The organism is Mesorhizobium sp. P2_D1 (genome assembly GCF_056404455.1).
The window spans coordinates 35,000-55,411 of sequence record NZ_JBFUDZ010000043.1 but is presented as its reverse complement, the minus strand read 5'-3'; the positions used below and the strand labels follow the sequence as shown (position 1 = coordinate 55,411).

The 20,412-nt window shown below is 63.8% G+C and carries 14 protein-coding genes; 13 read left to right on the top strand and 1 reads right to left on the bottom strand.

Annotated features, from left to right (window positions below; translation table 11 throughout):
- Nucleotide 1 precedes the first annotated feature (1 nt).
- The 6 genes from AC1D0I_RS24915 (at nt 2) to AC1D0I_RS24890 (ending at nt 8,034) form a co-directional block, all read left to right on the top strand.
- Complete coding sequence (locus AC1D0I_RS24915) at nt 2-922, top strand: ABC transporter permease (protein ID WP_457152088.1); 921 nt, start codon at nt 2-4, stop codon at nt 920-922.
- Nucleotides 915-1,715 carry an ABC transporter permease gene (locus tag AC1D0I_RS24910; protein WP_477228064.1) on the top strand — a complete coding sequence of 267 codons (801 nt, stop codon included), beginning with the start codon at nt 915-917 and terminating at the stop codon, nt 1,713-1,715. The genes AC1D0I_RS24915 and AC1D0I_RS24910 overlap by 8 nt, the downstream gene beginning before the upstream one ends.
- Nucleotides 1,716-1,738: 23 nt before the next feature.
- Nucleotides 1,739-2,773, top strand: coding sequence for an ABC transporter substrate-binding protein (locus AC1D0I_RS24905; RefSeq protein WP_457152086.1), 1,035 nt, complete (start codon nt 1,739-1,741; stop codon nt 2,771-2,773).
- Between the two features lie 64 nt (nt 2,774-2,837).
- The gene (locus AC1D0I_RS24900; RefSeq protein ID WP_477398446.1) at nt 2,838-4,034 is read left to right on the top strand and encodes a serine hydrolase domain-containing protein; all 1,197 of its coding nucleotides are present in this window, start codon (nt 2,838-2,840) and stop codon (nt 4,032-4,034) included.
- 92 nt (nt 4,035-4,126) lie between these two features.
- On the top strand, nt 4,127-5,308 hold the full coding sequence (locus tag AC1D0I_RS24895; protein ID WP_477398444.1) for a serine hydrolase domain-containing protein: 1,182 nt from the start codon (nt 4,127-4,129) through the stop codon (nt 5,306-5,308).
- 359 nt (nt 5,309-5,667) lie between these two features.
- Nucleotides 5,668-8,034, top strand: coding sequence for a Tex family protein (locus tag AC1D0I_RS24890; RefSeq protein WP_477398442.1), 2,367 nt, complete (start codon nt 5,668-5,670; stop codon nt 8,032-8,034).
- A 47-nt stretch (nt 8,035-8,081) separates the two neighbouring features.
- Here AC1D0I_RS24890 and AC1D0I_RS24885 read toward each other — a convergent pair whose 3' ends face one another.
- Nucleotides 8,082-9,050 carry a LysR family transcriptional regulator gene (locus AC1D0I_RS24885; RefSeq protein ID WP_477398440.1) on the bottom strand — a complete coding sequence of 323 codons (969 nt, stop codon included), beginning with the start codon at nt 9,048-9,050 and terminating at the stop codon, nt 8,082-8,084.
- Nucleotides 9,051-9,203: 153 nt separating this feature from the next.
- Here AC1D0I_RS24885 and AC1D0I_RS24880 point away from each other — a divergent pair, with 153 nt between their 5' ends.
- The 7 genes from AC1D0I_RS24880 to AC1D0I_RS24850 all read left to right on the top strand — a co-directional run bounded on the left by AC1D0I_RS24880 (nt 9,204) and on the right by AC1D0I_RS24850 (nt 20,323).
- The gene (locus AC1D0I_RS24880; RefSeq protein ID WP_477398438.1) at nt 9,204-10,394 is read left to right on the top strand and encodes an acyl-CoA dehydrogenase; all 1,191 of its coding nucleotides are present in this window, start codon (nt 9,204-9,206) and stop codon (nt 10,392-10,394) included.
- A gap of 255 nt (nt 10,395-10,649) precedes the next feature.
- Entirely contained in the window at nt 10,650-14,009 is a 3,360-nt protein-coding gene (locus AC1D0I_RS24875; RefSeq protein WP_477398436.1) for a transglutaminase family protein, read from the top strand.
- Between the two features lie 6 nt (nt 14,010-14,015).
- A complete protein-coding gene (locus AC1D0I_RS24870; protein WP_477398434.1) occupies nt 14,016-16,427 on the top strand; it encodes a circularly permuted type 2 ATP-grasp protein in 2,412 nt (803 codons plus the stop codon).
- 67 nt (nt 16,428-16,494) lie between these two features.
- The gene (locus AC1D0I_RS24865) at nt 16,495-17,379 is read left to right on the top strand and encodes a transglutaminase family protein (RefSeq protein ID WP_095084479.1); all 885 of its coding nucleotides are present in this window, start codon (nt 16,495-16,497) and stop codon (nt 17,377-17,379) included.
- Nucleotides 17,380-17,478: 99 nt separating this feature from the next.
- Complete coding sequence (locus AC1D0I_RS24860) at nt 17,479-18,570, top strand: DNA topoisomerase IB (protein WP_477398432.1); 1,092 nt, start codon at nt 17,479-17,481, stop codon at nt 18,568-18,570.
- 107 nt (nt 18,571-18,677) lie between these two features.
- Entirely contained in the window at nt 18,678-19,052 is a 375-nt protein-coding gene (locus AC1D0I_RS24855; RefSeq protein ID WP_095084477.1) for a YciI family protein, read from the top strand.
- The gene (locus AC1D0I_RS24850) at nt 19,049-20,323 is read left to right on the top strand and encodes an RNA polymerase sigma factor (protein WP_477398430.1); all 1,275 of its coding nucleotides are present in this window, start codon (nt 19,049-19,051) and stop codon (nt 20,321-20,323) included. The genes AC1D0I_RS24855 and AC1D0I_RS24850 overlap by 4 nt, the downstream gene beginning before the upstream one ends.
- The last annotated feature ends 89 nt before the right edge of the window (nt 20,324-20,412 follow it).

Here is a 20,412-nt window from a genome sequence, read left to right as displayed (position 1 = left end):
GATGGCGACCGCAGAGGAAGTCGCCAAGGCAGCAGAGCGGCGCGATATCCGCGACCGCTGGCTTTTGTCAGCCCCAGCACTGCTGGTCATTTTTCTCGCCGCGACCGGCCCGTTGCTGATCGTGCTTGTCTATTCGTTCCTGACGCCCGGCGCCTATGGCGACGTGAAGTGGCAGTTTTCATCCGATGCCTGGTTGTCGGTGTTCATGGAACGCGACATTTTCGACGATACGCTTTCTCTCGCGGCAGCGCATGTCACCATCTTCTGGCGCTCGATCAAGCTTGCCGTGGTGACCACGCTCGCCACATTGGCGCTCGGTTTCCCGACCGCCTATTTCATGGCGACACGAAGCGAAAAGACCAGGGATCTCTGGCTCTTCCTGATCACCATTCCGTTCTGGACCAACCTTCTGATCCGCACTTTTGCCGTGCTGCAGATCATCCGCAACGAAGGCATCGTCAACACGATCCTGCTCAAGCTCGGCATCATCTCGGCGCCGATCCAGATCCTCTTCACCGATACGGCGATCCTGATCGGCATGGCCTATGTCTATCTGCCGCTGATGGTGCTGCCGATCTACGCCAGCATGGAGAAGCTCGATTTCCGGCTGGTCGAGGCGGGCTACGATCTCTACGCGACACGCTTCAAGGTGCTGCGGAAGATCATTTTCCCGCTGGTCAAACCCGGCGTCATCGCCGGCTCCATCCTGGTCTTCATTCCAGCACTCGGCGCCTATGTGACACCAAGCGTGCTTGGCGGCGGCAAGAATATGATGCTGTCCAACCTTATCGAATTGCAGTTCGGCCAAGGCCGCAACTGGCCGCTCGGTTCAGCGCTGTCGATCGCCGTCATGATCATCGTGATGGTGGCACTGCTTGCCTATGTGCGCAATGCCGGAACGTCAGGGGTGCGTCATGGCTAGCAATTTCTCCATCAAGCATCAGCCGGGCTTTACCGCGATCGCGGCGACCTGCTTCGTCTTGCTCTACCTGCCCATCATCGTGCTGGTCGTCTATGCCTTCAATGCGGCGAACTCGACATCGGAATGGGGCGGCTTCTCGCTCAAATGGTTCCAGTCGGCGTGGCAGAACACGCAGGTCATCGATGCGACCCTGCGTTCGTTCCAGATCGGCGCCACCGCCGCGGTGTTCTCGACCATCTTCGCCACCATGGCCGCGCTCGCCACGACGCGGACGGCACCCTATCCGGGTCTGACGTTCAAATATGCGGCGATCAACCAGCCGCTGATGGTGCCCGAGATCGTCACCGGCGTGGCGTTGCTGATCTTCTTCTCGCGCATCAAGATCTTCACCGGCTATTCCGGCCTCGGCTACCTGATCGCCGCGCATACGGCGTTCTGCATTCCCTTCGCCTATCTGCCGATCCGGGCGCGGCTGGAGAACATGGATCTGACGCTGGAGCGCGCCGCGGCCGATCTCTACGCGACGCCGTGGAAGACCTTTCGCCGCATCACGCTACCGCTTTTGTGGCCCGGCATGCTGGCCGGACTGATGCTGGCCTTCGTCATCTCGCTCGACGACGTCGTCATCACCGAGTTCGTCAAATCCGGTGGCCAGGACACGCTGCCCACTTACATGCTCGGCCAGATCCGCCGTGGCGTAACACCCGAGATCAACGCGATATCGACCGCTTTCCTGCTGCTCTCGGTCGCGATCGTCACGTTGTTTTTCTTCGTCAGCAGGAAACGAAACTGAAACCAACAATGGGAGTTAGAACGATGAACTGGAAGACAACAGCGACCGCCATGGGGTTGGCGTTGCTCGCTTCGACGGGCCTGGCTCGCGCCGATGGCGAACTGAACATCTACAATTGGGGCAACTACACCAGCCCCGATGTGATCAAGAAGTTCGAGGATAAATACAAGATCAAGGTGACCATCACCGACTACGATTCCAACGACACCGCGCTCGCCAAGATCCGGCAGGGCGGCACCGGCTTCGACATCGCCGTGCCATCGCAGACCTACGTGCCGATCTGGATCAAGGAAGGCCTCCTGCTCGAAACCGATCCGGGCAAGATGGAGAACTTCAAGAACGTGGCGCCGGAATGGGCCAATCCTGAATTCGATCCGGGCCGCAAATATTCGGTGCCGTGGGCGTGGGGAACGATCGGCGTCGTCGTCAACACCGATGCCTACAAGGGGCCGGCCGATACGTGGGGCATCGTCTTCAACACGCCCGACGAGCTGAAGGGCAAGGTCAACGTCGTTCCTGAAATGAACGATGTCATCTTCGCGGCGATCAAATATGTCGGCGGCCAGCAATGCACCGACGACAAGACGGTGCTGAAGAAGGTGCGCGACCTGCTGGTGGCGGCCAAGCCGAACTGGATCGCGATGGAATACAACACCATCGAAAAGATGGTACCCGGCGACTTCAAGGCGACCAGCGACTGGAACGGCTCGGCGCTGCGTCAGCGGCTGGCCAATCCGGCCATCCATTACAACTATCCGAAGGAAGGCTTTGGCCTGTGGAGCGACAATGTGGTCGTTCTTAAGGAGGCCAAGAACGTCGAGAACGCCAAGCTGTTCCAGAACTTCATCATGGATCCGGAAAACGCGGCTGGCCTCTCGGCCTTCCACCGCTACGCCAACGCCATCACCGGCTCGGACAAATACATGCCGGCTGACATGAAGGACGCGCCGGAAGTCGTCATTCCGGCCGACGCCAAGCCGAAAGGCGAATTCCAGAAGATGTGCGCGCCGGAAACGCAGGAACTCTACACGAAGATCTGGACCGAACTGCAGAAGTAATCTCTGAATGACGGACCCGGCGGCACACGCCGCCGGGTCTTTTCTTTTCCGGGAATAGCCTTTCATGGACTCCTATCGCAATTCCGACCCGCGGCCGCCGATCATGCAGGGCTCGCCGCCGGCCATGGTGCTGCCCAAGCTCGACTGGGACCGGCCGCCATGGAACCGCTGGGCGTTCCAGCATGTCCGCGAATTCCTGCCGACCGCCGAAGTCTGGCGCGGCAATGGCCATCGCCATCGCTTCGAACGCGCCGAAGTCGATCTCGATGGACTGGCGGTCAAGGACAGCACGGGTCAGCCAACGACGCTCGCCGGATTGCTCGACGAGACCTACACGGACGGCTTCCTGGTGCTCAAGGACGGCAGGATAGCCTATGAGCGCTATTTCAACGACATGGGCGAGCGGTCGCTGCACCTGTCGCAGTCGATGGCCAAGTCGGTCACCGGCTCGGTGTTCGGCATACTGGTCGGGCGCGGCCTGATCGATCCGGCCAGGCCGGTGACGGACTACCTGCCGGAATTGAGCGTCACCGGTTGGGCGGGAGCCAGCGTCCAGCACGTGCTCGACATGACCAGCGGGGTGCGTTTTTCCGAGGAATATACCGACCGCTATTCGGACATCGGCCAGGTCGATGTCGCCACCGGCTGGAAACCGGTGCCGCCGGGCAGCGATCCGGCCTTTCGCTGGCCCTCGCACATGTTCGAACTGATCCTCGGCCTCACGGAAACGATCCGCCCGCATGGCGCGGCCTTCGAATATCGCTCGATCGAGACCGATGTCCTCGCCTTCATCATGGAACGGGTGACAGGCAAGCGTCTGCCGCAGCTGGTTTCGGAAGAACTCTGGCAAAAGCTCGGCGCTGATGAAAGCGCCTGTTTCACCGTCGACAGTGCCGGCTATGCGGTCGCCGACGGCGGCTTCAACGCGACGCTGCGCGACTATGGCCGCTTCGGCCAGCTGATCCTCGACAATGGCGGCGGCGTGGTGCCGGCCGACTGGATCGAGGCGACGCGCAACGGCAGGCACGGGCCGGACTTCAATCCCAGCCTGCCCGAAGGCAGCTACCGCAACCAGTTCTGGATCGAGGATCCGCGCTCGCGCGCACTGATGTGCCGGGGGGTGTTCGGCCAGATGATCCACATCGACTGGAACACAAGCATGGTCGTGGTGAAGCTTTCGACCTATCCGGACTTCAGCAATGTCGCCTATTCGGTGGCGACGGTGAAGGCCGTGCATGCCATCGCCGCGGCACTCGACTGAGAGGCTGTTTGGAAACCCACTCCGGCGGCCATCGCCGGAGCACCTTTCGAAACAGCCTCCAAGAAACCCAAAGAAATCCAGAAGGATACGCCATGACCGGCAAGACCGCGTTCGAGACCCGCTACGGCTTCCGCCGCAATGAGGTGCTGCTCGCCAACTGGCGCGAAAACCCGTTCAATCGGTGGTCGTTCCAGAATCTCGGCGAGCTGGTGCCGACGGCGCCTGTGACCGCCGCCCCGGGTGGTGTCGAGGCACCGGTGCGGGATATCAGCGGCCTGCTGGGCAACAAGGTCACGATCGCCGGCGCGCCGGAGACGGTGGCTGATTTTCTTGTACGCTCGAACACCGACGCGCTGACGGTGATGAGGGGCGGCACGGTCGTCGGCGACTGGTTCGCACCGCATATGGACTTCGGCGCCCGCCACATCATCTTTTCGATCAGCAAGTCACTGACCGCCATTGTCGCCGGCATATTGGAAGGCGAGGGCTTGTTCGATCCAGAAGCGCCGGTGACGCATTACATTCCGGAAGCCGCCGGATCAGCCTACGCCGACGCGAGCGTTCGGCATGTGCTCGACATGAGCGTCAGCCTCGACTTCGAGGAGGCCTATCTCGATCCGGAAAGCGCCTTTGCCCGCTATCGCCGGGCGACGCTGTGGAATCCGGGGGGTGGCACGGAAAGCCTGCGCGAATTCATCCTGACCTTGCAGCGCCTTGCCGAGCCGCATGGCCAGACCTTCCGCTACCGCTCGCCCAATTCCGACCTGCTCGGCATCCTGCTCGAACGTGCCTCGGGCCAGCGCTTCACCGACCTGATGCGCGAGAAACTGTGGCTGCCGCTCGGCGCCGTCAACGAAGCCTCGATCGGCGTCGACATGGAAGGCACGGCGCGCACTGCCGGCGGCATTTCGGTGACGCCGCGCGACCTGGCGCGTGTCGGCGAGATGATGCGGCAAGGCGGCACGGCCAATGGCCGCCGCATCGTGCCGGAGGCATGGGTGCGCGATACGATTGCCACCGGCGGGAGTTCGGAAGCTTGGCAGCGTGGCGCGATGCTGCCGCTGTTCCCCAAGGGCCGCTATCGCAACAAATGGTACCAGACGGGCCTGCCGGGCGGCGCCTATTGCGGCATCGGCATCCACGGCCAGTGGCTCTATGTCGATCCCAGGACCGAAGTGGTGATCGCCAAGATGTCGTCGCAGCCGGTGCCGGTCGATGATCCGCTCGATATCGAGATCGTTGCCTTCTTCGAGGCGCTGAGCCGGATGGTCTAGCAGGGCAATCGCATCCCACCTCGATGTGAGCGCTGCCCCTCATCCGCCTGCCGGCACCTTCTCCCCGTATAGTGACGGGGAGAAGGGGGCTGGCGGCAGCCCCTGCGCCTCCCTTCAACGCTCGTGATTGGCGAAACCGGCGATGACAGCGTCCCTCTCCCCGTCACTATACGGGGAGAGGATGCGGGCAGGCAGGTGAGGGGCGGCGCCGACGCTTTGGAGGTGTCATTTCTGCGAAGTGGCAGGAGGATTGTCAGGTCCTTTCCTGTGGACCCGCCGGGCTGATGAAAACGCGGCGGTTGGCGGACTGAACGTCTGCGCCTATGGTCGCCGCTCTTTTCGACGAGAGCAGGAACGACATGGCATCCGACATCAAGCGCATCGCAGCCATCATCGCGGCCGAGATCACCGCGCGGCCCGAACAGGCCGCGGCGGCGATCGAACTGCTCGACGAGGGCGCGACGGTTCCTTTCGTGGCACGCTACCGCAAGGAGGTGACGGGCGGGCTGGACGATACGCAGCTGCGCTTGCTTTCGGAGCGTCTCGCCTATCTGCGAGAGCTCGATGCGCGCCGCGACACCATCCTTGGGTCCATCCGCGAGCAGGGCAAGCTGACCGACGAGCTTGAAGGCAAGATCGTCGCCGCCACCACCAAGGCGGAGCTGGAAGACATCTACCTTCCCTACAAGCCGAAACGGCGGACCAAGGCTGAAATCGCCAGGGAGCGCGGGCTGGGGCCGCTGGCCGAAGCCATCCTCGCCGACCGGTCGCTGGTGCCGGCCGAACTGGCGCTGACCTATGTGACCGACGAAGTGGCCGACGCCAAGGCGGCACTTGAGGGCGCGCGCGACATCCTGTCGGAACAGTTCGCCGAGAATGCCGACCTGGTCGGCAAATTACGGACCTACATGAAGGAACGCGCCTTCATGCGCGCCCGGGTGGTCGACGGCAAGCAGGAGGCCGGCGCCAAATTCTCGGACTATTTCGACCATGTCGAGCGCTGGTCCACCGTGCCAAGCCATCGCGCGCTGGCGATGCTGCGCGGCCGCAATGAAGAGGTGCTGTCGCTCGACATCGAGGTCGATGCCGATGACACGTCGCCGGTGAAGCCGGTCGAGCGCATGATCGCCAACGCCTATGCCATCGGCGGCAGCCTGCCGGGCGACCGTTGGCTGATGGAGGTGGCGGGCTGGACCTGGCGGATAAAACTGTCGCTGCACCTGACGCTCGACCTGATGCGCGACCTGCGCGAGCGGGCGGAAGAGGAAGCGATCCATGTTTTTGCCCGCAACCTGAAGGATCTGCTGCTTGCCGCGCCCGCCGGCTCGCGCGCCACGATGGGGCTCGATCCTGGCATCCGCACCGGTGTCAAGGTGGCGGTGGTCGACGGCACCGGCAAGGTGCTGACGACGACGACCGTCTATCCGTTTCCACCCAGGAACGATGTGCGCGGCACGCAGGCGGAGCTGGCCAAACTTATTCGCCTGCACAAGGTCGAGCTGATCTCGATCGGCAATGGCACCGGCAGCCGCGAAACCGAAAAGCTGGTGGCCGACATGCTGTCCGATATGCCGGCGGATGGTGGGCCGAAGCCGCTCAAGGTGATCGTCAGCGAGGCGGGCGCCTCGGTGTATTCGGCATCGGCGACGGCGGCGGCGGAATTCCCCGGCCTCGACGTGTCGCTGCGTGGTGCGGTGTCGATCGCCAGACGCCTGCAGGATCCGCTGGCCGAACTGGTCAAGATCGAGCCGAAGTCGATCGGCGTCGGCCAGTACCAGCACGATGTCGACCAGTACCGGCTTGGCCGCTCGCTGGAAGCGGTGGTCGAGGATGCGGTCAACGCCGTCGGCGTCGATCTCAACACCGCTTCGGCGCCGCTGCTGGCGCGCGTTTCGGGCCTTGGCGCATCGCTGGCCGACGCTATCGTCGCGCATCGCGATGCGACCGGACCCTTTGCCAGCCGCAAGGATCTGCTCAAGGTGCCCCGCCTCGGACCTCGCGCGTTCGAACAATCCGCCGGCTTCCTGCGCATCGCCAATGGCAGTGAGCCGCTCGATGCCTCTTCGGTGCATCCGGAAGCCTATGGCGTGGCCAAGAAGATCGTCGCCGCCTGCGGCCGCGACGTGCGCGCGCTAATGGGCGACAGTGCTGTGCTCAAGGCGCTCGATCCGCGTGTCTTCGTCGATGAGCGTTTCGGCTTGCCGACGGTGCGCGACATCCTGGCGGAGCTGGAAAAGCCCGGCCGCGACCCGCGCCCTGGTTTCAAGACCGCGACCTTCGCCGACGGCATCGACGATATCAAGGATTTGAAGCCCGGCATGCTGCTTGAAGGCACCGTCACCAATGTCGCCGCCTTCGGTGCCTTCGTCGATATCGGCGTGCATCAGGACGGGTTGGTGCATGTCTCGCAATTGGCCGACCGTTTCATCAAGGACGCACATGAGGTGGTCAAGGCGGGCGACGTGGTCAAGGTGCGCGTCGTCGATGTCGACATCAAGCGCAAGCGCATCGCCCTCTCGATGCGCAGGGATGGCGGAGAAGGTGGTGCATCGCGCAGCGGGCCACGTGACACGATTAGTGACGGGGAGAAAGGGCTAGCTGCATCGCCGTCACTCTTCTTGAAACGCTGGCGATTGGTGAAATCGCCAAAGACAGCCCCCTCTCCCCGTCACTATACGGGGAGAGGATGCCGGCAGGCAGGTGAGGGGCGGCGCCACCGCCCGTAAAGGTCACTGGAGGCATTCGAAGCCGCCAGTACTCAAGGCTTGCCGCTCTATCTTGCTTCCAGCCGATCAAACACCTGCTCCGCGGGGATGCCTGGGCCACTCTCCACACCTTTGCGAATGTCCTCGCGCAACCCGACGTGCATCAGCAGCCAGTCGCGAAAACTGGCGACCGGCGGGTGGCCACGCTTGTCGTGCGGGACGACGAGATAGTAGGCGCTGCGGCTTTGCATGGGTTGGCCGGGCGCGGGCACCAGCTGGCCGCGCTGCAGTTCGCCAGCGATGAGGATCAGCGGCAGAAGCGCCACGCCGAGCCCCGCCATGCAGGCTTGGGCGGCGGTGCCGAACTGTTCGAACTGCATGCCCGGTCCGGTCGGCGCGCTCAGGCCCTGGTGATCGAACCATTCGGTCCAGGCGCCAGGGCGCGTCGCCATGTGCAGCAGCGGCAGGCGGCCGATGTCCGCCGGTGTGGCGATGGCGCGGCCGGCGAGGAATTCGGGCGACACGACCGGTGCCACCGTTTCGCGCACCAAGAGCGTCGAGTCGGCCTCCGGCCAGTCAGGCAGGCCGTAGTGAATGGCGGCATCCAGCCGCTCGCGGGCGAAGTCGAAGCGGCCGACGCGGGTGACGAAGTTGATGGTGATATCCGGATTTTTTTCGACGAAATCGGGGATCATCGGCATCAGCCAGCGCGTGCCGAAGGTCGGCAAGATGGCAAGGTTCAGGATGCCGCTATGCCGATTGCTCATCAATCCAAGGGCCGCGTCACGCAACTGGCCAAGCGCCGACCGCACCGCGTCGGCATAGATTTCGCCTGCGGTCGACAGCCTGACATTGCGGCTGTCGCGTTCGAACAGCCGGCGGCCGAACTGGTCTTCAAGAAGCCTGATCTGCCGGCTGACCGCACCCTGGGTCAGGTCGAGTTCCTGGGCGGCAGCGGTGAAACTGCCCAGGCGGGCCACCGCCTCGAAGGCGGCAAGGGCGCTGATGTTGGGCAAAAGACGGCGCTGGACACTCATGATCCATTACTAACGCTCATTGATCGGCGAAGCAATTTCGTTTGATTTTTTTGGGCCGCGGGTCGATAAGCCGGCCAAGATTTTGCTTCATGCATGTCGTCATCCCAAAACCGCTGACACTTTTGGGCGACCTGCATCAGTTGGGAGAGAGCCATGGCCGCCGACAAGAATGCATTCGTCTGGGAAGACCCGTTCCTGATCGAGGACCAGCTTTCGGAAGACGAGCGCATGGTGCGCGATGGTGCCGCGGCCTTCGCCGCCGACAAGCTCGCGCCGCGGATCGAGGACGCCTATCTCAACGAGACGTTCGACACGGCGATCTTTCGGGAAATGGGCGACGCCGGCCTGCTCGGCATCACCATTCCCGAGGAGTTTGGCGGGCTTGGTGCCAATTACGTGACCTACGGGCTGGTCGCGCGCGAAGTTGAGCGCGTCGATTCCGGCTATCGCTCGATGATGAGCGTGCAGTCGTCGCTGGTGATGTACCCGATCTACGCCTATGGCTCGGATGAGCAGCGCAAGAAGTACCTGCCCAAGCTTGCCAGCGGAGAATGGATCGGCTGTTTCGGCCTGACCGAGCCGGATGCCGGCTCCGATCCGGGCGGCATGAAGACTCGCGCCGAGAAGACAGCCAACGGCTACAAGCTCTCCGGCTCGAAGATGTGGATTTCCAACTCGCCGGTCGCCGATGTGTTCGTCGTCTGGGCGAAATCATCGGCGCATGACAACCAGATCCGCGGCTTCGTGCTGGAAAAGGGCATGAAGGGGCTTTCGGCGCCGAAGATCGGCGGCAAGCTGTCGCTGCGGGCTTCGATCACCGGCGAGGTGGTGATGGAAGATGTCGAGGTCGGCGAGGACGCGTTGTTGCCGAACGGCAAGGGCCTTGGCGGTCCGTTCGGCTGCCTCAACCGAGCCCGCTTCGGCATTTCCTGGGGCTCGATGGGTGCCGCGGAAGATTGCTGGCATCGCGCCCGCCAGTACGGCCTCGACCGCAAGCAGTTCGGCAAGCCGCTGGCCGGCACGCAGCTTTACCAGAAGAAGCTCGCCGACATGCAGACTGAGATCGCGCTTGGATTGCAGGCTAGCCTGCGCGTCGGACGGTTGCTGGATGAAGGCAAGATGGCTCCGGAAATGATCTCGATCGTCAAGCGCAACAATTGCGGCAAGGCGCTCGACATCGCCCGCCAGGCCCGTGACATGCATGGCGGCAACGGCATCCAGATCGGCTACCACGTCATGCGCCACGCGCAGAACCTGGAGACGGTCAACACCTATGAAGGCACGCATGACGTGCATGCATTGATCCTGGGAAGGGCACAGACGGGCCTGCAGGCGTTTTTCTAAGCTGCGCCGATATTCAGGTGAGGCCGGCCTGCAAACGTTGGTTTCCTGCGCTTCCGGTGCTCACGTACTATAGGTACGCTCCGCTCCGGTTCTCGGAAACCATCGTTTTCGACTCGGCCTGACCTGAATCTCAATACACCTTAAGCCGGCACACCTGCTTAAATTAGGTGCACCGCAACATCTCTGCTTGGAGAATGGCCGCCATTTGTGTCAGGGTTCAGCGAATTCGTTTGAAACGCTGAATTCCGGGGCCCCATGGCAATTCTGGCAGCTGTCTACCATCTGACCCACTACAAATATGACCGGCCGGTGGTCCTCGGGCCGCAGATCATCAGGCTGCAGCCGGCGCCGCATTCCCGCACCAAGGTGTTGAGCCATTCGCTCAAGGTCGAACCGGCTAACCATTTCGTCAATCTGCAGCAGGACCCCTACGGCAACTTCCTCGCCCGTTTCGTCTTTCCCGAGCCGGTTATGGAACTGAAGATCGAGGTCGATCTCGTCGCCGACATGACGGTCTACAATCCGTTCGATTTCTTCGTCGAGCCGTCGGCCGAGGCGTTTCCGTTCGAGTATCCGGAAGAGATCCGCGACGATCTCGCCATCTACCGCACGCCGGAGCCGGCCGGTCCGCTGCTTTCGGCCTTGCTTGGGACCATCGACCGCAGCGCAAAGAACACCGTCAATTTCCTCGTCGATCTCAATGCCCGGCTGCAGCGCGAAATCGCCTATATCGTTCGCATGGAGACCGGTGTGTTCTCGCCGGAAGAGACGCTGGCCGCGAAAAAAGGCTCGTGCCGCGATTCAAGCTGGCTGCTGGTGCAGATCTTGCGCAATCTCGGCATCGCCGCGCGCTTTGTCTCCGGCTATCTGATCCAGCTCAAGCCGGATCTCGTCGCGCTGGACGGACCGCCGGGAACGGCGATAGACTTCACCGATCTGCATGCCTGGTGCGAGGTCTATCTTCCCGGCGCCGGCTGGATCGGCTTCGATCCGACCTCCGGCTTGCTCACCGGCGAGAGCCATGTGCCGCTCGCCGCCACGCCGCATTTCCGCAATGCGGCTCCGATTTCCGGTATGGCGAGCTTTGCCAATGTCGATTTCGGCTTCGAGATGCGGGTCGACCGCATCGCCGAACACCCGCGCATCACCAAGCCGTTCTCGGATGAAAGCTGGCAGGCGCTCGACGCACTCGGCAACAAGGTCGATGCAGCACTTGCGGAAGGGGATGTGCGGCTGACCATGGGCGGCGAGCCGACCTTCGTCTCGATCGACGATTTCGAATCCGCGGAGTGGAACACCGCCGCCGTCGGACCGACCAAGCGTGAGAAGGCCGATGCGCTGATCCGGCGGTTGCGCGAGCGCTTCGCGCCGGGCGGCTTTCTCCACTATGGCCAGGGCAAATGGTATCCGGGCGAGAGCCTGCCGCGCTGGACCTTCTCGCTCTACTGGCGCGCCGACGGCGAGCCGGTGTGGAGCGACCCGTCGCTGATCGCCCGCGAAAAGAGCGCGGCCGATGTCGGACCGAAACAGGCCGAAGACCTGCTGACGGCGATTGCCGCTGAGCTTGGCATCGAAAAATCCATGGTCAGCGAAGCTTATGAGGATCCGGCCGAGTGGCTGCTCAAGGAAGGCAAGCTGCCGGACAATGTCGATCCCTCCAACTCCAAGCTGGAGGATCCGGAAGAGCGCAGCCGCATGGCAAAAGTCTTCGAACGCGGGCTGACCAAGCCGTCAGGTTATGTGTTGCCAGTGCAGCGCTGGAACAGCCAGGCGTCGGGACCGCGCTGGCGTTCGGAAAAGTGGAAGACGCGGCGCGGCCGGCTGTTCCTGGTGCCGGGCGATTCTCCCGTCGGCTATCGCTTGCCGCTCGGTACGCTTCCCTATGTGCCGCCGGCGCAGTTCCCCTATATCGTGCCGGTCGATCCGTCGCTGCCGCGCGGGCCGTTGCCGGCGCGCGAGGCGATCCTGCCGGTAGCGGCTTCGACCGAACTCGAAGGCGCCGATGAAATGGCGCGCCGCCAGCAGGCGGTGTCGTTCACCGCGGCAAGCGGTCAACAGGACCGGGTCGAGCAGGAAATCACCGAGATCGGCGGCGCGGTGCGCACCGCACTCTCGGTCGAGCCGCGCGACGGCCGGCTCTGCGTGTTCATGCCGCCGGTAGAGGCGCTCGAAGACTATCTTGAACTGGTGGCGGCTGCCGAGAATGCAGCGCGGACCATCGGCCTGCCGGTGCATATCGAAGGCTATGGCCCGCCACACGATCCGCGCCTCAACGTCATCCGCGTCGCACCCGATCCCGGCGTCATCGAGGTCAACATCCATCCTGCCGCCAACTGGCAGGATTGCGTGGCGACGACGACAGCGATCTACGAGGAGGCGCGGCAGACCCGGCTTGGCGCCGACAAGTTCATGATCGACGGACGCCACACCGGCACCGGCGGCGGCAATCATGTTGTCGTCGGCGGCGCGACACCCAATGACAGTCCGTTCCTGCGCCGGCCCGATTTGTTGAAGAGCCTGGTGCTGCAGTGGCAGCGGCATCCGTCGCTGTCCTACCTGTTCTCCGGCCTGTTCATCGGCCCGACCAGCCAGGCGCCGCGCTTCGACGAGGCGCGTCACGACTCGCTCTATGAGCTCGAGATCGCAATGGCGCAGGTACCGCATCCCGACCGGGGCGCCGCACCCTTGCCGTGGCTGGTCGACCGGCTGTTCCGCAACCTGTTGACCGATGTCACGGGCAATACGCATCGCTCGGAAATCTGCATCGACAAGCTGTTTTCGCCGGACGGGCCGACCGGCCGGCTCGGCCTGGTCGAGTTCCGCGGCTTCGAGATGCCGCCCAATGCGCGCATGAGCCTGGCGCAGCAGCTCTTGGTCCGTGCCATTATTGCCCGCGCGTGGAAGAACCCGCTCGACGGCCGCTTCGTGCGCTGGGGCACCTCGCTGCATGATCGGTTCATGCTGCCGCATCATGTCTGGGCGGATTTTCTCGACGTGCTCGACGATCTCAAGCTCAGCGGCTTCGAGTTCCGTCCGGAATGGTTCGATGCCCAGCTCGAATTCCGCTTCCCGTTCTGCGGCGAGGTCCAGCACGCCGGGATCAAGCTGGAGCTGCGGCAGGCGCTGGAGCCGTGGCACGTGATGGGCGAACAGGGAGCGATCGGCGGCACCGTGCGCTTCGTCGATTCCTCTGTCGAACGGCTGCAGGTCAAGACCGAGGGGCTGAACCCTGAGCGTCATGCTGTGGTCTGCAACGGCCGCATCGTGCCGATGAAGGTCACCGACAACCGCGAGGTGGCGGTGGCGGGCGTCCGCTTCAAGGCGTGGCAGCCGGCTTCGGGCCTGCATCCGGCGCTGCCGGTCAACACGCCGCTGGTGTTCGACATCTATGACCGCTGGTCGGGCCGCGCGGTCGGCGGCTGCGTCTACCATGTCGCGCATCCGGGCGGGCGCAACTACGACACCTTCCCTGTGAACGGCAATGAGGCGGAGGCACGGCGGCTCGCCCGCTTCGAACCGCGCGGCCATACGCCGTCCGTCTATGTGCTGCGTGAGGAACAACCGGCGGAAGATTTCCCGATGACCCTTGACCTTCGGCGGCCGGCAAGACTCTGATCAACGATGGCAAAGGGGAATCACAAAAGGGTACGCGGCAAGCCGCAGATCCACAGCCTGCTGGAGCACTACCAGCCGATCGACGGCGTCGTCGACGAGATGGTCGATGCGTCAGGCACTCCCCGTCCGGTCTGGAAGCACTTCATTGAGGCGCTCGACGAACTTGGGGCTGAAAAGCTTGGCCAGCGCTTCGCGCGCGCCGACCAGTATCTGCGCGACGCCGGCGTCTATTACCGCGTCTATGACAAGGCCGGCGCCAATGAGCGCGAATGGCCGCTGGCGCATATTCCCCTGCTTATCGAGGACAGCGAGTGGGCCGCGATCAGCGCCGGCCTGGTGCAGCGCGCCGAACTGTTCGAAGAGACGATTGCGGACATCTACGGGCCGAACCGGCTGGTCGAAAAGGGCATCCTGCCGGCGGGGCTGATCGCCGCCAGCCCGGAATATTTGCGGCCAGTGGTCGGCACCAGCCCGGCTGGCGGCCATTTCCTGCATTTCTGCGCGTTCGAGCTCGGCCGTGGGCCCGACGGCCAATGGTGGGTGCTGGGCGACCGCACCCAGGCGCCATCCGGCGCCGGCTTTGCGCTGGAGAACCGCGTCGCCACCACGCGCGCGCTGTCCGATATCTACGGCGAGATGCATGTGCACCGCCTTGCCGGCTTCTTCCGCCGTTTTCGCGATGCGCTGATCGGTATGGCCAAGGAAACCGACGGCCGTGTTGCCATTCTGACGCCGGGGCCGCTCAACGAAACCTACTACGAACACGCCTATATCGCCCGCTATCTCGGCATCATGCTGCTCGAAGGCGAGGACCTGACCGTCTCCGGCGGCAGGCTGATGGTGCGCACGGTCTCCGGCCTGATGCCGATCAGCGTGCTGTGGCGGCGGCTCGACGCTGCCTTCGCCGATCCGCTCGAACTGCGCCCGGATTCGCAGATCGGCACCCCGGGCCTGGTCGAGGCGATCCGCCAGGGTGCGGTTGCGACCGTCAATGCGCTTGGCTCCGGCCTGATGGAAACACGAGCACTGCTCGCCTTTTTGCCCAAGATCTCGCGCGCCTTGCGGGGCGAGGAATTGCTGCTGCCTAGCGTCGCGACGTGGTGGTGCGGGCAGGCGACGGAGCGCGCGCATGTGCTGGCCAATATCGACCGCATGGTGATCGGTCCGGCGCTGTCGACACGGCTTGCCTTCGAGGATGACAACCAGACGAAGCTCGGCTCGGCGCTGTCCGCCGGGGAACGGGCGGAGCTGGTGGCGCGCATCGAAGGCGAAGGCGGCGCCTTCGTCGGCCAGGAAGCGGTCACGCTTTCGACGACACCGGTCTTTGTCGGCGGTTGGCTGGAGCCACGGCCGGCGAGCCTGCGCGTCTATCTGGCGCGCACGCCCGAGGGCTGGACGGTGATGCCGGGCGGTTTTGCCCGCGTCGGCCTGTCGCTCGATCCGACGGCGATTGCCATGCAGCGTGGCGGCCAGGCGGCGGACGTCTGGGTGGTCAGCGACAGACCGGTGGAGCGCGAGACGCTGCTGCCGCAAGAAGGCGACAGCTTCATCCGCACCAGGCCGGGCAGCCTGCCCAGCCGGGCGGCGGAAAACCTGACCTGGCTCGGCCGTTACATCGAGCGCTCGGAAGACACGGTGCGCATCCTGCGCGCCTATCATGTGCGGCTCGCCGAGACCTCCGATCCGGACATGCCGCTGCTTGCCGACATCAGGGATTATCTCGAACCTTTCGGCATCGATGTCGAGACGGCGATCCCGTCGGGACTGATCGGCACGCTGGATAGCGCCGTCTACAGCGCCGGGCAGATCCGCGACCGGTTCTCACCCGATGGCTGGCTGGCGCTCAAAGATCTGTCGAAGACCATCCATCAGTTCGCAACCACGGTGGCGCCCGGCGACGACGCGACACGGGCCATGACGGTCATCCTGCGCAAGCTCGCCGGCTTCTCCGGCCTGCTGCATGAGAACATGTACCGCTTCGCCGGTTGGCGTTTCCTCGAGATTGGCCGGCGGCTGGAGCGCGGCATCCAGATCGCCCGCACGCTGTCCCGGCTGACCGGCGCCAAGGCGCCGGACGGCGCGCTCGACATGATGCTGGAGATCGGCGACAGCGTGATGACCCACCGCCGGCAATATCCGGTGCAGGCCGGCCGGCGCACGGTGGTCGATCTCCTGGCGCTCGACCCGCTCAATCCGCGCTCCATCCTGTTCCAGCTCGAACGGTTGAAGGCAGAGATCGGCCTGTTGCCGTCGCTCGGCGGCGAGGGGCACATGTCGCCGGCGGCCAAGGAGATCCTGCAGCTCAACACCCAGATCGCCATCAAGGAGCCTTCCGACATGACGGCAAAGGCGCTGGACGATCTCGCCTATGAAATCGGCGGCCTCTACAACAGCCTCGCCAAAGCCTATTTCGGCTAGGCAGGTTCCGCAAAAGGGTCACATGGTTTTGCGACAAGACCCTGCGCCAAGACAAGAAAAGTAGCGCATGCTTTACGACATTCGGCTCCATCTCCATTACGACTATGCCGCGGCGGCCGGCGGCGGCCGCCATCAGATCCGCGTGCTGCCATCGACGATTTCCGGCGTGCAGCGCGTCATCGCCGCGTCATTGTCCTTTGCGCCGGCGCCCAACGAGCGTTCGGATTTTTTGGACTTCTTCGGCAACAACGTCACCTCGATCGCCTTTCGCGACGCGCATGACGCGCTCGACATAAGGATGAGCGCACGCGTATCGGTGTCACGGCCCGAGCCCGGGCTCGACGTGTCGCCGGATATCGGCCGGCTCAGGCAGGAACTCGCCGCAGTGCGGTCGCTGGCGTCAGATGCACCGCATCATTTCCTGACGGGCAGCACCCATGCTGGCATCGATGGTGCGATCACCCTCTATGCGCAAGGCAGCGTCGGCGGCTCCGCCGCCGGCACGGCGATGGACCTGTGCAATCGCATCCATCGCGATTTCACCTATGACGGCGAGGCGACGACGGTGCGGACCCGGGCCAGCGACGCCTTCAGGTTGAAGCGCGGCGTCTGCCAGGATTTTTCGCACATCATGATCGCCGGCCTGCGCGGACTCGGTATTCCGGCCGGCTATGTCAGCGGCTTCCTGCGCACCATCCCGCCGAAGGGCAAGCCTCGGCTGGAAGGCGCCGATGCCATGCATGCCTGGGTCAAGGTCTGGTGCGGGCGGGACGCCGGCTGGCAGGAATTCGATCCGACCAACGGCATGCGGGCCAGCAACGACCACATCACCGTCGGCTACGGCCGCGACTATTCGGACGTGGCGCCGATCGTCGGCGTGCTCAAGACCACCGGCGGACAGGTCGGCGAACAGGCTGTCGACGTCATTCCGGTTGTGCTCGAAAAAGCCTGAAAGCAGGCTCGGCGCCAGCGCTGTCGCCGGCTTTTCACACGACCTTTGGAACCAGCAATCGGCCCGCAGCTTATCTACGGATATTTGCGTGGAGCAGACATGCTGCAAAAATCCGGATCGTCGCACGGCCGGCCGGCTGACGAAGATGCTGTGCCGAAGAACGGGGCGCAAACCTCGGCCGATCATGCATCGCTTACCTATGTCAGCGATGCCGCGCCCGGCATAAGGCGGCTGAAGGCAGGCAAGGGTTTTTCCTACAAGGGACCGGACGGGCGGCCAGTTCCCGACGTCACGCGGGCGCGCATCGAGGCAATCGTCATTCCGCCGGCCTGGACGGATGTGTGGATTTCGCCGGACGCCGACGGCCATATCCTGGCGACCGGCAGGGACCAGCGCGGACGCAAGCAGTACCGCTACCATCCGCATTGGGCCGAAGAACGCGACGGCGCCAAATATTCTAGCCTTGTCGCCTTTGCCGAAAGTCTGCCGGCCCTGCGGCGCCGGATCGACAGCGATCTGCGCCGTCGCGGCCTGCCGCTCGAGCGTGTCGTCGCCGCCGTCGTCTGGCTGCTCGACAACACGATGATCCGCGTCGGCAACGCCGCCTATGCCCGCGACAACAACAGTTTCGGGCTGACCACATTGCGCGACCGCCACGTCGACATCGTCGGTTCAAGCCTGCGCTTCGCCTTCAAGGGCAAGTCCGGCAAGGAGTGGAGGCTGAAGCTGGTGGATCGCCGCATCGCTGGGATCGTGCGCGGCGCGCAGGACTTGCCCGGCCAAAAACTGTTCCAGTATCTCGACGAAGACGGCAACAGGCGGCCGGTCCGTTCAGAGGACGTCAACTGCTATATCAGGGAGGCCGTTGGCGATGCGTTCAGCTCCAAGCACTTCCGCACCTGGGGCGGCACCATCCACGCCGCGTCACTGTTTGCGCAGACGGAATTGCCGGAAAGCCAGGCGCAGCAAAAGCGGGTGATGAACAGCGTCGTCGACAAGGTCGCCGAGCGGCTGGGCAATACGCGCGCCGTCTGCCGCAAATGCTATATCCATCCGCAGGTGTTCGAGGCCTGGTCGCAAGGACGATTGCTCGACGAAATGGGGCAAGCCAACAAGCATAAGAGCTCGATAGACGGCCTCGATGGCGAGGAAGCTCTCGTGCTGAGATGGCTGAAGGTGTGCGAAAGCTGACCGGCGGCAAGGGCGGTTGCCAAATGCGCGGCACCCAGATTTTTTTATCGACGTCGTGTCGGGATCGGTCCTAGTGTTTCGTCCTTTGACAGAGAAAAGGACCAACCATGCTCTACGCAATCCTCTGCTATGCCTCCGAAGACGTCGTCAGCTCGTGGAGCAAGGCGCAGGACGATGAAGTCATAGGCAAGCTTCTCAACGTTCAGGAAAAGTACGTCCAGGCCGGACGACTTGGCCCAGTGGCGCGGCTGTTGCCGACCACGGCGGCAACGACGCTGAGAAAGGTCAAGGGCGAAGCCGTCGTCATCGACGGGCCTTTCGCGGAGACCAAGGAGCAATTCCTCGGCTTCTACACGCTCGAATGCGCAGATCTCGACGAGGCTGTCGAGTTCGCCCGTGAACTGTCCGACGTCAACCCGAGCGGCGGCTCCTACGAGATTCGGCCGGTTCAGATGTTTCACACCAACAAGATTCCCGCATGACCGAACTCGCCTGGATAAGCTCGACAATCAACACCGCCCGTCCGCAGGCGATGGGCGCGCTGCTGCGTTATTTCCGCGATCTCGATACGGCGGAGGAAGCTTTCCAGGATGCGTGTCTCAGAGCCCTGAAGAACTGGCCGCAGAACGGGCCACCGCGTGATCCGGCGGCCTGGCTGATCTTTGTCGGCCGCAACAGCGGCATCGATGCGGTACGCAAGCGTGCCAAGCAGGCGCCGATGCCGGAGGAAGACCAGATCTCCGACCTGGAAGATGCCGAGAGCGATATGGCCGAGCGGCTGGACGGCGCGCATTACCGCGACGACATCTTGCGGCTGCTGTTCATTTGCTGTCATCCCGATCTGTCGCCGACGCAGCAGATCGCGGTGGCGCTGCGCATCGTCTCGGGCATCACCGTCAAGCAGATCGCGCGCGCCTTCCTGGTCGGCGAAAGCGCCATGGAACAGCGCATCACCCGCGCCAAGGCGCGCATTGCCGACGCCGGCGTGCCGTTCGAGACGCCGGGCGCGGTCGAGCGCTCGGAACGGCTCGCCGCTGTCGCCGCCATGGTCTACCTGATCTTCAACGAGGGCTACTCGACCAACAGCGGCGAGGCGCCGGCGCGCGCACCGCTGTGCGAGGAGGCGATCCGGTTGGCGCGGCTTTTGCTCAGGCTGTTCCAGACCGAGCCGGAGATCATGGGGCTGACGGCGCTGTTGCTGCTGCAGCATGCGCGCGCGCCGGCCCGTTTCGATGAAGACGGAGAGATCGTGCTGCTCGAGGATCAGGATCGCAGCCTGTGGAGCCGCAAGATGATCGACGAGGGGCTGGCGCTGGTCGACAAGGCGCTGCGCCATCGCCAACCCGGCCCCTACCAGGTGCAGGCCGCTATTGCCGCGCTGCACGCCCGGGCCGAGAAGTCCGAGGACACCGACTGGGTGGAGATCGACCTGCTCTATGGCCTGCTCGAACAGATGCAGCCGTCGCCGGTGATCACGCTCAACCGCGCGGTCGCGGTCTCAAAGGTGCGCGGACCGGCGGAAGCGCTTGCCATGATCGAGCCGCTCGAACAGAGGCTTTCCGGCTATTTCCACTTCTTCGGCCTCAAGGGTGGCCTTTTGATGCAGCTTGACCGGGGCGAAGAGGCGCGTGTCGCCTTCGACCGCGCCATCGCGCTCGCCAACACGGCCGCGGAAGCCGCCCATATCCGCATGCATATCGACCGGCTGATGAAAGACGGTGCGGTACGGGGACCTGCCCGCACGGCGAAATGACTGACTTTTGGTCTGGTTCAACGGTCTGCTCTCGGCTTGGACCATGCCGGGGTGGCGATTTTCCCCTGGAACGAGTAATGCCACGCCAT